This window comes from Dellaglioa sp. CoH-56-MRSF-10 (assembly GCF_056782175.1).
The window spans coordinates 203,757-217,933 of the sequence record NZ_JBXAYF010000002.1 but is presented as its reverse complement, the minus strand read 5'-3'; the positions used below and the strand labels follow the sequence as shown (position 1 = coordinate 217,933).

13 protein-coding genes are annotated in these 14,177 nt (G+C 33.5%); 12 read left to right on the top strand and 1 reads right to left on the bottom strand.

The window, feature by feature from the left end; translation table 11 throughout:
* Window positions 1–74: 74 nt before the first annotated feature.
* The 3 genes from rsgA to AC1RP4_RS02835 are packed head-to-tail and all read left to right on the top strand — an operon-like array spanning window position 75 to window position 2,273.
* Complete coding sequence (gene rsgA, locus AC1RP4_RS02845; RefSeq protein ID WP_481761260.1) at window positions 75–962, top strand: ribosome small subunit-dependent GTPase A; 888 nt, start codon at window positions 75–77, stop codon at window positions 960–962.
* Between the two features lie 10 nt (window positions 963–972).
* Entirely contained in the window at window positions 973–1,623 is a 651-nt protein-coding gene (gene rpe / locus AC1RP4_RS02840; protein ID WP_409022609.1) for a ribulose-phosphate 3-epimerase, read from the top strand.
* Window positions 1,620–2,273 (top strand): thiamine diphosphokinase, encoded by a 654-nt coding sequence (locus AC1RP4_RS02835; RefSeq protein WP_481761261.1) that lies wholly within the window; start codon window positions 1,620–1,622, stop codon window positions 2,271–2,273. The genes rpe and AC1RP4_RS02835 overlap by 4 nt, the downstream gene beginning before the upstream one ends.
* A 47-nt stretch (window positions 2,274–2,320) precedes the next feature.
* Here AC1RP4_RS02835 and rpmB read toward each other — a convergent pair whose 3' ends face one another.
* Window positions 2,321–2,506 carry a 50S ribosomal protein L28 gene (gene rpmB, locus AC1RP4_RS02830; protein WP_057973454.1) on the bottom strand — a complete coding sequence of 62 codons (186 nt, stop codon included), beginning with the start codon at window positions 2,504–2,506 and terminating at the stop codon, window positions 2,321–2,323.
* A gap of 239 nt (window positions 2,507–2,745) precedes the next feature.
* On the opposite strand from rpmB, the gene AC1RP4_RS02825 reads away from it, so the two are divergent.
* From AC1RP4_RS02825 to AC1RP4_RS02785, 9 genes are all read left to right on the top strand, one after another.
* Entirely contained in the window at window positions 2,746–3,108 is a 363-nt protein-coding gene (locus AC1RP4_RS02825; RefSeq protein WP_057973455.1) for an Asp23/Gls24 family envelope stress response protein, read from the top strand.
* A gap of 39 nt (window positions 3,109–3,147) precedes the next feature.
* Complete coding sequence (locus tag AC1RP4_RS02820; protein WP_481761262.1) at window positions 3,148–4,830, top strand: DAK2 domain-containing protein; 1,683 nt, start codon at window positions 3,148–3,150, stop codon at window positions 4,828–4,830.
* Between the two features lie 72 nt (window positions 4,831–4,902).
* Window positions 4,903–6,939, top strand: coding sequence for an ATP-dependent DNA helicase RecG (gene recG, locus AC1RP4_RS02815; RefSeq protein WP_481761404.1), 2,037 nt, complete (start codon window positions 4,903–4,905; stop codon window positions 6,937–6,939).
* Window positions 6,940–6,960: 21 nt separating this feature from the next.
* Window positions 6,961–7,974, top strand: coding sequence for a phosphate acyltransferase PlsX (gene plsX, locus AC1RP4_RS02810; protein ID WP_481761263.1), 1,014 nt, complete (start codon window positions 6,961–6,963; stop codon window positions 7,972–7,974).
* Between the two features lie 56 nt (window positions 7,975–8,030).
* On the top strand, window positions 8,031–8,273 hold the full coding sequence (acpP, locus tag AC1RP4_RS02805) for an acyl carrier protein (RefSeq protein ID WP_409022605.1): 243 nt from the start codon (window positions 8,031–8,033) through the stop codon (window positions 8,271–8,273).
* 140 nt (window positions 8,274–8,413) lie between these two features.
* Window positions 8,414–9,106, top strand: a complete 693-nt coding sequence (rnc, locus tag AC1RP4_RS02800; RefSeq protein WP_481761264.1) for a ribonuclease III — start codon at window positions 8,414–8,416, stop codon at window positions 9,104–9,106.
* A 24-nt stretch (window positions 9,107–9,130) separates the two neighbouring features.
* Window positions 9,131–12,667 carry a chromosome segregation protein SMC gene (smc, locus tag AC1RP4_RS02795; RefSeq protein ID WP_481761265.1) on the top strand — a complete coding sequence of 1,179 codons (3,537 nt, stop codon included), beginning with the start codon at window positions 9,131–9,133 and terminating at the stop codon, window positions 12,665–12,667.
* A 31-nt stretch (window positions 12,668–12,698) separates the two neighbouring features.
* Window positions 12,699–13,709, top strand: coding sequence for a signal recognition particle-docking protein FtsY (gene ftsY / locus AC1RP4_RS02790; protein WP_481761266.1), 1,011 nt, complete (start codon window positions 12,699–12,701; stop codon window positions 13,707–13,709).
* 113 nt (window positions 13,710–13,822) lie between these two features.
* The gene (locus tag AC1RP4_RS02785) at window positions 13,823–14,164 is read left to right on the top strand and encodes a putative DNA-binding protein (RefSeq protein ID WP_409022601.1); all 342 of its coding nucleotides are present in this window, start codon (window positions 13,823–13,825) and stop codon (window positions 14,162–14,164) included.
* Window positions 14,165–14,177: the final 13 nt, after the last annotated feature.

Sequence of the window (14,177 nt, the reverse complement as noted above, 5' to 3'; positions counted from 1 at the left end):
GGTAAACTTCTAATCTATTTTTTAATTAATCATATAAAACGGTTACATGAGTCCAGTTAAAGGAGGTTAATTTATTGGTAACAGGTCAGATTAGACAATCATTAAGTGGCTTTTACGACGTTGATGTCGAAGGCGAAACTTATCGAACAAGGGCTCGAGGTAATTTTAGAAATTCTAACCAGGCACCACTAGTTGGCGATTGGGTTGACTTCAAAGCTGAAAATAAAAAAGAAGGCTATATTCTTAATATTCATGATCGAGAAAACAGCTTAATTCGACCACCAGTAGCTAATATTGATGAAGCAATTGTTGTAACGTCATGTGTTGAACCAGCATTTTCAAGCAATCTATTAGATAGACAATTAATTATGCTAGAATCGCATCATGTTAAGCCAGTCTTATACTTTTCAAAGGGCGATTTAATTCCTGAAGAGAAAGTAGTTGAAATAAGCAGTATTATTGAAGCTTATAGTCAAATCTATCCAACATTTTTTCCATTTGGTAAAAATGAAGATGTTGTGGTTAAAGAATTACAAGATACCTTTCCGGGTAAAATTGCAGTCGTAATGGGTCAGACTGGTGCAGGAAAATCAACATTACTAAATAAAATTATGCCAGAGTTGGAGTTGCAGACGGCTGAGATATCAAAAGCCTTACATCGTGGTAAACATACTACTCGTAAGGTAACATTAATGCCTATTGCAGGTGGGCTAATTGCTGATACACCTGGATTTTCTTCTTTTGATTTATTTGATATGTCAAAAGAAGAGTTACCAAAGTTATTTCCAGAATTAAATGAACTATCTGTTGGCTGTAAATTTAGAGGTTGTTTGCATATTAAGGAGCCTAAATGTGCAGTTAAAGCAGCACTTGAACAAGGTAATTTATTACAGAGTCGGTACAAAAATTATTTACAATTTAATCAATTAATTGTTGATCAAAAACCAAACTATAAGAAATGAGATGACCAAAATGAAATTATCACCTTCTATTTTAAGCGCTAATTTTGCAAACTTGGAAAAGGATATTAAAGTTGTTGATCAAGCTGGTGCAGAATATTTACATATTGATATTATGGATGGCCATTTTGTGCCTAATTTAACTTTTGGTGCAAACGTCGTTGAAGCAATTAGACCATTAACAAAAATGGTTTTGGATTGTCATTTGATGGTAGAAAATCCAGAATCTTATATTGAAGAATTTGCTGCGGCAGGTGCTGATATTATTGGGGTTCATGTTGAATCAACTCCCCATATTTTTGGTGTTATTCAACATATTAAAAAATTAGGTGTGAAAGCTGAAGTGGTTATTAACCCAGGAACATCCCTAGAGACAATTAAACAAATTTTGCCACTTGTTGATCAAGTATTAGTGATGACTGTTAACCCTGGATTTGGGGGACAATCATTTATTCCAGAAATGAAACGTAAAATTGACCAATTAGACCGTATCAAACAAGTTCAAAATTATGATTTTGATATTGAAGTTGATGGTGGTGTTAATGATCAAACGATTAAGGAATGTCTTGATAGTGGTGCAACAGTCGCAGTAGCTGGTTCATACATCTACAATAGTGATAATCCAACTGAACAAATTAATAAGTTAAGAGAAGCAACCAAATGAAACTCAATATCTTAGTCGGTGGACCTAAGGAACAGTGGCCTAAGGAATTAGTGGATGGTAACGTTCGTGGACCGTGGATTGGTGTTGACAGAGGTGCATTGCGATTAATAAAACTAGGTATTACACCTGAGCTATCGATTGGTGATTTCGATTCAATGACTGAAAGTGAATTTAATTTAGTATCTAATCATAGTAAAAAAATTAAAATAGCTAATCCTGAAAAAGATGATACAGATACTGAATTTGCTTTGAGAGAAGCCATATCTGAATTTGAGTTTGATTCAGTGACGATTTATGGCGCTACAGGTGGTCGAATTGATCATTTATTGGCTAATTTGTTTTTTATTTTTAGAGAGCCATTTAATACAATGTTTGAAAAAATTTGTTTAGTTGATAAACAAAATTCAATTCGATTCTTTAAATCTGGTAAGTATCAGTTAATAAAAGAAGATGATAAAAAATATCTTGCATTTATTCCACTGTCACCAGTTAAAAAATTGAGTTTAATAGATGAGAAGTATACATTGAATCAAATTAATTTTGTGAACCCGATTTCATTAGCAAGTAATGAATTTATGGGGGATACAGGTGAGTTTAGTTTTGAATCTGGTATTATTATTGTGATTCAAAGTCGTGATGACGAAAAATAGAGCAAAAAAAAAGACTTAGCATAAATGCTGAGTCTTTTTAAATTGAATTAAACACGGGTAACTTTACCTGACTTTAAAGCGCGAGCAGATACATAAACTCTTTTAGGTTTACCATCAACTAAGATGCGAACTTTTTGTAAATTAGGTTTCCAGCTACGGTTTGTTTGGTTCAATGCATGAGAACGTTTCTTACCGAAAGTAGTCTTACGTCCTGTAATAAAATCTTTTGCCATATTCATATCCTCCTCTGCAATTCACTTAAAAAGCAAAGCTATGCTTACTTACCTAAACAAAAATATCATATTTAGCCATATAATGCAATACTTTTCTTTCAAGTAAATTTGCTTGACAGCTTGAAATTCCCGAAGGTAGGGGAATAGAATTTTCTTAGATGCTATTTTTCTTTTATTCTACCATATCCTATGATAAAATACTCTTATTGATTGTGTGAAAATATAAGGAGGCTATTCTTATGGCTGTTAAGATCAAAACGCAATTCGGTACGATTGATATTGATAATGAAGTTATTGCGACAGTTGTCGGCGGTGCCGCAACTGAAATTTTTGGGATTGTCGGAATGGCAAGTAAAAACCAAATTCGTGACAATGTGAATGAAATTTTAAGAAGAGATAATTATTCTAGAGGTGTTGTTGTTCGCCAGGAAGATAATGGTGTTGCTATTGATGTCTACATTATTGTTGGCTATGGCACAAAAATATCTGAAGTTTGTCGTAATGTTCAAGAAAAAGTGAAGTATAATTTAGAAACAATGCTAGGTGTATCTGCTAATTCAGTTAACGTGTTAGTACAAGGCGTTCGCGTACTAGGCGATTAGTAACTAGCTATTTTAGTAGTGACCAAGGAGGAAAAAGAAGTGACTGTTACGAAAATTACGGACCAAGAATTTAGAAAAATGGTCCAAATTAGCTCACAACGATTGGCTAAAAATGCCGAATTTATTAATTCATTGAATGTATTTCCAGTGCCAGATGGTGATACAGGTACAAATATGAACCTTTCGTTCGCAAGTGGGGCAAAGTATGTTCAAGATTCACCTTCTGAACATGTTGGTGAACTATCTTCGATTTTAGCTAAAGGTTTACTGATGGGTGCTCGAGGCAACTCAGGCGTTATTTTATCACAAATTTTTAGAGGCTTTTATAAACGGATCCAAGCTAAAGAGGTTTTAACTGCTACTGATTTGTCAGATGCTTTGACAGGTGGCGTAGAAGTCGCGTATAAAGCCGTTATGAAACCAACTGAAGGAACTATTTTAACAGTTGCAAGAGAAGCCGCTAAGGCTGCAAATAAAGCTGCCTCTGAGAGCGATGATGTTATCGTCGTTATGGAAGCAACTTATGTAGCTGCTAAAAAAGCATTAGCAACAACACCGGATTTATTACCTGTTTTAAAAGAGGTTGGTGTTGTTGATTCAGGTGGTCAAGGATTAACATTTGTTTATGAAGGTTTCTTTGATGCCTTAACTGGTAAGGAAACAATTAGTGAAGAATACAAACCAAATGAAAAAGAAATGGATGAAATGGTTAATGCCAGTCACCATCAGAGTGTTCAAAGTAAATTAAGTACTGAAGATATTAAATTTGGTTATTGTACAGAAATCATGCTTAAATTGGGTGCTGGTCGTTTAGTTGATCGTAAATTTGATTATGATGAATTTAGAAATCATTTAAGTGAAATTGGTGATTCTCTTCTTGTTGTGGCCGATGATGAAGTTGTTAAAGTTCACGTACATACAGAAAATCCTGGTGAAGTGATGACTTATGGTCAACATTATGGTTCATTAATCAAAGTTAAGGTTGATAATATGCGTCAACAACATGAGACAATTTTGGAAAATGATGAAGAAGAGACTGAAGAAACAAGTGAAACTGCAGTACCTAGCGAAATTGCAGTTATTTCAATTTCATCTGGTTCTGGTGTTGCGACACTTTTCAAAAGTTTAGGCGTTTCTTATATTTTAAGTGGTGGTCAAACAATGAATCCAAGTACGGAAGATATTGTTAAGGCAATTGAAGCAACTAAAGCTAAAAATGTGATTATTTTACCTAATAATAAAAATATTTTCTTAGCTGCTGAACAAGCTGTTGAAGTTTCAACAGTTCCAACAGTTGTTGTACCAAGTCGTACAATCGCTCAAGGAATGACAGCAATGCTTGGTTTTAATATTGATAGTACATTAGAAGAAAACAAAGATGCTATGATTGAAAACTTGGATACAGTAACTTCTGGTCAAGTAACAATTGCAGTTAGAGATACAACAATTGAAGGTATTGAGATTAAAAAAGATAATTATATGGGTATTATTGATGGTAGCATCAAAGTAACCGATAATGATCGTAAAAAAGTTGCAATTGAAATGACTAAAGAAATGTTGGATGAAGACAGCGAAATTATCACAATTATTGTGGGTGAAGACGGTTCTGAGGACGAAGCTAAAGAAATCGAAGAAGCCATTTATGAAATTGATGAAGATTTAGAAGTCGAAATTCACGAAGGAGACCAACCGGTCTATCCATACCTAATTTCAGTTGAATAAATAGTAAAAAGTAAAGGTGGGATGAGACTATGTTCTCTCCTGCTTTTTATATTCCGTAGAAAGTGAGGTATCATAATGTCATCATTGAATGATTCAGTTAGTGTTTTAACTGGTGTTGGGCCTAAAAAATTGACTGCACTTAATCAATTAGGAATTAATACAATCATAGATTTATTAACATTTTATCCGTATCGTTATGACGATTTAAAAGCAAAAAAATTATCTGAAATTACTGATCAAGAAAAAGTAACTCTAAAAGGAATTGTCTCTTCTGAACCAGTTTTAATTCGGTTTGGTCAGAAAAGAAATCTGTTAAACGTTAGATTACTAATTGATAGTGATAATATAACCGTTAGTTTTTTTAATCAGCCTTTTTTGCAAAAACAATTTGAGATTGGTAAAGAAGTAGCTGTGTATGGTAAATGGGATGATAAAAGAAAAAGTTTATCTGGGATGAAGTTATTGACGAAGCAAAATGATGATAGGTTATCAGCGATATATCGTTCTTCCAAAGATATTCATCAATCGGCAATTCGACAGTTAATTACACAAGCATTTGAGCAATATGCGAATCAAATTGATTCAATATTACCAAATGACCTGATTAAAAAGTATCGTTTAATTGATTGTAAGACGATGTTACATGATATTCACTTTCCACAGGATGAAAAAGATTTTCATGATGCCAAACGGACGGCTATTTTTGAAGAGTTCTTTTTATTTCAATTGAAATTACAGTATATTAAAAGAAATGATACTAAAAATGATGGTATTAAAATTAACTATCAAAATAATGAATTGAAAAAATTCATTCAGACGTTACCATTTGAATTAACGGCAGCTCAAAAAAGAGTCGTTAATGAAATTTGTTCAGACATGAAACAACCAATCCATATGAATCGATTACTTCAAGGTGATGTTGGATCAGGTAAAACAATTGTTGCAGCAATTGTGATGTACGCGGCTATTACGGCGGGCTATCAAGCCGTTTTAATGGCGCCAACAGAAATATTAGCTGAACAACATGCCAATAACATGGCTACCTTATTCGCAGATTTCCCAGTTAATGTTGCACTTTTAACTGGGTCAATGAAAGTTAAAGCTAGACGTGAACTATTAGCACATCTTGAATCAGGTGAGGTTAATTTAATTATTGGAACACATGCGATTATTCAACCTGATGTGTCATTCAGTCGCGTTGGATTAGTTATTACTGATGAGCAACACCGATTTGGTGTGAATCAACGTCGCATTTTAAGAGAGAAGGGGGCTGAACCGGACGTTTTAGCAATGACGGCCACGCCAATCCCTAGGACGCTAGCAATCACTGCTTATGGCGAAATGGATGTTTCTACGATTAATGAACTACCTGCAGGACGCCAACCTATTTCGACATCTTGGTTAAAGAGTTCTCAAGTAGGTAAAGGAATCGATCTCATTAAAGAACAGTTGATTCAAGGCTCACAAGCTTATATTATTACACCACTAATTGATGAATCTGAAACACTAGATTTAAAAAATGCATTAGCTTTATACGAAAATATGAAAGAAATATTTGAGCCAAAATATAAAGTTGGATTACTGCATGGCAAAATGAAGAATGATGAAAAGGATCAGATTATGGCCGATTTTAAGGCCAATAAATATCAAATATTGGTTTCAACAACGGTTATCGAAGTCGGCGTTGATGTACCTAATGCTACTGTGATGATGATTCATAATGCTGAACGGTTTGGGTTAGCGCAATTACATCAATTACGAGGTCGGGTTGGCCGTGGTAAGAAAGCATCTTATTGTATTTTAATTGCTGATCCTAAAAATGATTTTGGAAGACAGCGCATGCAAATTATGACAGAGACAACAGACGGTTTCGTCATTTCGCAAAAAGATTTAGAGTTGCGAGGTGCTGGCGATGTATTAGGCCGTAAGCAATCTGGAATACCTGATTTTAAAATCGGTGATCCCATAGGTGATATCAATGCATTACAAGTGGCCCAACAAGAAGCGCACGAAATAGTTTTTAGAGATGACTTTGAAAGTAATCCTGAATTTAAACCACTAAACGATTATTTAAAAAACCATCAAAATACAGATTTAAAATTCGATTAAATAAGTTAGGAGAATATAATTATGAAGTTAGCAGTTGATGCAATGGGCGGCGATTTTGCACCGCAATCAATCGTCGAGGGCGTTGAACGTGCTAGAGACGAAGATAGCACCATTCAATTTACGTTGTACGGAGATGAAAAAAGAATTCGTGAATTCTTAAAAGATGATAAAAATATCACAATTGTTCACACGGATGAGGAAATTGATGGGAATGATGAACCAGTTAAGGCAATTCGTTCAAAGAAAAAAGCATCAATGGTCTTAGCAGCTCAATCTGTTAAAGATGGTGAGAATGATGCCGTATTTTCATGCGGTAATACAGGGGCACTACTTGCTGCTGGTTTGTTTATAATTGGCCGTATTAAGGGTATTCCACGACCTGGTTTATTAGCAACATTGCCAGTTATTTCTAGTGATAATACTGTAAATTTATTAGATGCTGGAGCCAATGCGGATAGTAAACCTGAACACTTGCATCAATATGCTGTCTTAGGTAACTATTACGCTAAAAATGTTCGCCATATTAGTAATCCTAAAATTGGTTTATTAAATAATGGGACAGAACCACATAAAGGCAACAAAGTGACGCAAGAAGCGTACCAATTATTACAAAACGATACCGAATTAAATTTTGTGGGTAATATTGAATCTAATGATTTGCTTTCTGGTAAAGCTGATATTGTTGTTTCTGACGGATTTACAGGTAATGCTGTTTTAAAATCCGTTGAAGGGACAGCTTTAGGAATGTTTTCATTACTCAGAAGTGCCATTATGAGTGGTGGCTTGCGTGCTAAAATTGGTGCACTTTTACTGAAACCAAGTTTAAAACAATTGAAGAATAAAATGGATTCACCTAAGTATGGCGGTGCGGTTTTACTAGGTATTAAAGCACCAGTTGTAAAATCACATGGATCAAGTAAGGCTGAAGTTGTTTATTACACAATTAACCAAATCAATGATATGGTTAATACAGATGTAGTACCTAATATTGTTAACTATTTTGAAAAGGAAACTAGTGAAAATAAAATTAACTAGACATTTCTCTGAAAAATGGTTAAAATTACGTCATGATTCAAAAGGAGGCTATTGGAATGACAGAAGAAGAAATTTTTGGAAAAATTGTTAAAATTATAGACGAACATTTTGATTTGCCAGTAGAAAAAATTACGAATGACTTAGATTTTAAAAAGGATTTAGATGCAGATTCAATTGATGTTGTTGAGTTCGTTTTAGAACTTGAAGATACATTTGGTGCAGAAATTTCTGATGAAGATGCAGAAAGTTTAACAACTGTCGGAGACGTTGTCACTTTTATTAAAGCTAACCAAAAATAATAATTCAACACGTATATTAAATCGTTCATTAAAAGCGTTAGACAATGATATTTGTCAGCGCTTTTTTTGTATGGAGTACCTTTTAGTGATTAAAACAGGTATAATTGTAAGAGCAATAATGATAATAACGGAGGATAATAATGATTAAAGGTTTAAATGAAATGTTAGCAGAAGATTTTAATATTAAATTTGTGAATACGGATTTATTAGATGAAGCATTCACACAGGCATCATATGTAAATGAACATCCCAAAGAAAATTTAAAATTTTATGAACGAATTGAATTTTTAGGAGACGCTGTTTTACAATTAACAGTTTCAGAATATTTATATCAGCGGTATACAATGCTGCCACAAGGGAAATTAACGCGTCTAAGAGCTGCAATGGTATGTGAAGAGAGTTTCAGCGCATTTGCTAAAGAATGCCGATTTGATGAATTTATTCGTTTAGGTAAAGGTGAAGAAAAATCAAATGCACGTCAAAGACCTGCGTTATTATGTGATATTTTTGAATCTTTTGTAGGAGCGCTTTATCAAGATCAAGGTAAATTAGCTGTTGAAACATTTATCAGGAAAGTTATTTTTCCAAAATTAGACTTAGGCTGGTTTGACCATGTTATGGATTATAAAACGTCGCTACAAGAGTTTTTACAAAAAGATGGTGATGTTGTCATTACCTATGATGTTGTTGATGACCTTGGTCCAGAGCATGACAGACAATATGTTATGTCTGTCAGTGCTGATGGCAAAATCATTGGACAAGGGGCAGGACATTCTAAAAAAGTTGCAGAACAACAAGCAGCAAGTAATGCATTAGGATTACTCAGAAAGTAAAAATGTTCAGGGGGTTAGTGACGGATGAAATTAGAGTCTTTAGTCATTAATGGTTTTAAATCATTTGCAGACAAAACAACAATTGAATTTAAAGACGGGATGACTGGTATTGTCGGTCCTAACGGTAGCGGTAAAAGTAATATTATTGAAGCAATTCGCTGGGTACTTGGTGAACAATCAGCCAAAAATTTACGTGGAAATAAAATGCCTGACGTTATATTTGCTGGTTCAGGGAACAGATCAGCAGTTAATCGTGCTGAAGTTAGTATTATTTTTGATAATTCTGATTTTTATATTCAAGATAATCCTGAAAAAATAACCGTTACAAGACGATTATTTAGAGATGGTGTCAGCGAGTTTTTAATTAATCAAAAGCAGTGTCGTCTTAAAGATATAACCAATCTATTCATGGATACTGGTCTTGGAAAAGAGTCATTTTCAATCATTTCTCAGGGTAGAGTTGCTGAAATTTTTAATAGTAAGCCCGAAGACAGACGTTCGATTATTGAAGAAGTTGCTGGTGTTTTAAAATATAAACAAGAAAAAAATATTGCCACTCGCCAATTAGAAGAAACAAAAGGTCATCTTAACCGGGTTTCTGATATTATTTTTGAACTTAAAGGACAAGTTGAACCTTTACGTGAGCAAAGTAGTTTGGCAAAGGATTATTTATCTCAAAAAAAGCAATTTGATGAGTTAGAACTTAGTCGGTTGGTTAAAGAAATTAAAAGGCAATCGCAACTAAAAAGGGATGTCACACATTCGTTAGATAAGTTACTTGAAATGGATAGTGATTATAAGACTAAGGTCACTGTAAAAGAACATGAAATTGCAGGTTATCGCTCAGAACTAGAGAATATTGAAAAAATGATTGATCATACACAAAACAAACTATTAGATTTAACAATTAATAAAGAACGGTTGATGGGTCAAAGTAATATATCAACTCAAAAAAAAGATTTTGAAAAGCAAAAAATAACAGAATTAAAAAAAGAACAAGAATCGGTGAATGAACAAATTATTTTGAAACAAGAGTCATTAGCTAATTTAGATAAGCGGTCATTAGCTTTACAGAAAAATATTACTGATGAGAACATGTTTATTGAAGCGATTGATAAAACGTTAGAAACAGCGGATATTTCTGGACAAGATCGTTCAAAAGAATTAAGGCGCGTTGTTAATGATACTATTCAACAACGTACACGATTACAAAGTGAGAATGAGTTTTTACAAAAAACATTAAATTTTGATTCACAGGCTAAGGTTAATGATGACTTATTAGCTACTGAACAAGAGTATTTAACACAAGCAAAAAACGATTTTAAAACTAAAAAAACTGAATTTAATTTGATTGATAATAAATTAATTAATGAAGAAAAAGAATTAGCTAAATTAAAGATTGCCTTGAAAAAAAATAACGATTCTTACGAGGCACAGCAACGTAGATGGTTTGAAGCATCAAACGTTTTAGTACAGGCGAAAAATAAAAAGGATAATCTACTTTTGACGCAAAATAGTTATAACGGCTATTATCAAGGCGTTAAAGCAATTTTAAAAGAAAAAAATAAGTTTCCTGGTTTATATGGTTCAGTGGCAGAATTAATTACGGTCCCAAAGGAAATTAATCAAGCAATAGAGACAGCATTGGGTGCGCAATTACAACAGGTAGTTGTGCAAGAAGAGTCTGTTGCAAAGAATGCAATTAAATTTTTAACGGATAATAAATTTGGTCGGGCAACATTTTTGCCTATTTCAGCTATTAAGGGACGTTCTATCGGTGATGCACAACGTTTCGTCTTAAAGTATGAAGGAGTCATCGGTATTGCGTCAGAGTTAATTAAAGTTGAACCTCAATTTATTGAAATTAGTCAGTATTTGCTAGGGACAACAATTATCGTTGAAGATATGGATACGGCAATTAAAGTTAGTCGTGATTTGAATCATCGAGTTAAAGTTGTCACACGGACTGGAGAAGTAATAAATGCAGGTGGTGCAATAACTGGTGGTAAACAGCAACATACCAGTGGATTGTTAAATCAGAAGCAAACTATTCTACAATTAGATGAAAGTATCCAAAAAATGCAACAAGAATTAGAGGCTCGTGAAGTTCGTGGCAATGAAGCTAGAGTGACTGTTGAAAAGCAAAAAGAAATGATCGAGTCGCTTGAATTGATTGTTGTTGATTTAAAAAGTCAATATCAAACAACACAATCTAAATTAACAACTAGTCGGTTAATTTTAGAACAGCAAGAACTTAAAACGACTGAAAAATATGATGAATTTGAAAAAAATCAAACTGATAAAATTAATAACCAAATAAAATTTAAAGACAATGAACAAAAAATTATTGAATTAGCACGACAAATACAAGTAGCAAATAATGATATTTCTGATATTGACTTACAATTAAAAAATAGTAATCAATTTGAACAGCAGCAACAAGTTAAGAAACAAAACCATCGTGAAAGTTTATTAGTATTCCAAGAACAATTAAAACAGCAACACGCTAATGTTATGCTGCTGAATAACGATATTCAGGAATTAGTTGATAAAGCTACATTGATAAATCAACAACATCAAGACTTACTCAGAAATACCGAAAATAGTCAGGTGAAAGAAAAAGATATCCAAAAAGAATTACAAGAATTTCAAAGGCAAGCAGAAGAAGCCGATTTAAAGTTAGCTGATTTTAAAAAGAACAGAACTAATATTAATCAAACTTTAACTGAAGAAAATAGCCATTTATCTCGTTTATCTGAGTTGCAGAGAAATATTATTGCAGATAAAATCAAAGCTGAAAATCAACAACAACAACTTAATGAGTCGCTTGATGAGTTTCTAGCTAAGCTAGCTAGTGATTTTCAACAGACTTTTGAAGAGGCTGAAAAATTAGAAAGTCAGCAACCTCTTGAACAAATTTTGGCGCAACAAAAATTATTGAGAAAAGGGCTAAAAGAAATTGGTGAGGTTAATGTGGCCTCGATTGATGAATTTGAAAGAGTTAATGAACGTTACTCATTCTTATTAGACCAACAAAATGATTTATTAGAAGCCGATGAACAATTAAAGAAAACTATGATGGATATGGATACTGAAGTTGAAAAAAGATTTAAAGCTAGTTTTATTGATATCTCTAAGAAATTTGAGGAGATATTCCCTGTTATGTTTGGTGGTGGTAAAGCTAGATTAGAATTAACTGATCCAGAAAATCTTTTAACAACTGGAATTGATATTCTAGCGCAGCCGCCTGGTAAAAAAGTTCAAAGTTTGAGTTTACTTTCTGGCGGAGAACAAGCTTTGACCGCAATTACGCTACTATTTGCTATTTTAAGAGTAAAACCAGTTCCTTTTTGTATCTTGGATGAAGCAGAAGCTGCGCTTGACGATGCAAATGTAGCTCGATTTGCTAGTTATCTAAAATCATTTCATCAAGAAACGCAATTTATTGTGATAACGCATCGAAATGGAACAATGGTTGAAGCTAATATTTTGTATGGTGTTACAATGCAAGAGTCTGGTATCTCTAAAATGGTTTCGGTATCATTAGACAAAACGGTTTGATATACTAATAAAAGATTAGGAGGCGCTACAGATGGGAATATTTAGTAGAATTAAGCAAGCTTTTACAGGTGAAGAACCAGAATCATCTGAACAAGAAAAATATGATAAAGGCCTTGAAAAATCAAGAAAAACCTTTGGACAACGCTTAAACTCACTGTTTGCTAATTTTAGAACAGTCGATGAAGATTTTTTTGAAGAGTTAGAAGAAACTTTAATTGAAGCTGATGTTGGATTTGAAACGGCTATGAAAATTAGCCGTGAGTTACAAGAAGAAGTTAAATTAAGAAATGTAAGCAATCCAGATGCTGTTTCTGCAGCAATTATTGAAAAATTGGTAGATTTGTATGAATCAGAGGGTAAAGACGAAGATAATTCTATTGCGCAAGCTGAATCAGGTCCAACTGTTATTTTATTTGTTGGTGTTAATGGCGTTGGTAAAACAACAACTATTGGGAAACTAGCACACCGTTATCATGAAGAAGGCAAAAAAGTACTCTTAGCTGCTGGAGATACATTTAGAGCGGGTGCAATAGAACAACTTGCTGAATGGAGCCGTCGTGTTGATGTCGATATCGTTCGTGGACCAGAAAAAAGTGATCCAGCCTCTGTTATTTTTGACGCGGTAAAACGTGCCAAAGAAGAAGATTACGATATTTTACTAGTTGATACAGCTGGTCGTTTGCAGAATAAAGTTAACTTGATGAATGAATTAGATAAAATTAAACGAATCATTTCTCGAGAAATTCCAGATGCACCTCATGAAGTTTTACTTGTTTTGGATGCAACAATGGGTCAAAATGCTTTAATCCAAGCTAAACAATTTAAAGAAACAACTGATGTGAGTGGTATTGTATTAACTAAGCTAGATGGAACTGCTCGTGGTGGTATCGTGTTAGCCATTCGTAATGAAATGCATTTACCAGTAAAACTTGCTGGATTAGGTGAGCAAATGGATGACTTACGTGATTTTAATGCAGAAGATTTCATTTATGGTTTGTTTAAAGGACTTATTCAAGAACAACCTGAATCAACAGAAGAATAATCTTAGAAGTCAGATTAAACTAATCGGACTTCTTTTTGCTATTGACGTTTAGGGCTAAAATCGGTACCCTTCTAAGTAGGACTGAATGAAACAAAAACGAAGGAGTTTTTTTAGTGGCGATTGATAAAACAAATCGAGTAAATGCATTGTTTGAATTTTATGAGTCATTATTAACTAAAAAACAGGCTGAATATATGGCCATGTACTATGGTGATGATTTTTCACTTGGTGAGATTGCGGACAATTTTGATGTTAGTCGGCAAGCCGTTTATGATAATATCAAACGAACAGAAAAAATTTTAGAAGATTATGAAGATAAGTTGAATTTGTATCATAATTTTATTCAACGTAATGAAAAATTAGACCAAATTAAGCAATACACAGATAGTACTTATAAAGAGGATCAAAAATTAACCGATCTAATTAATCAATTAGAAGAATTAGACGAAGAGTAAGGGTAGGTAGTTA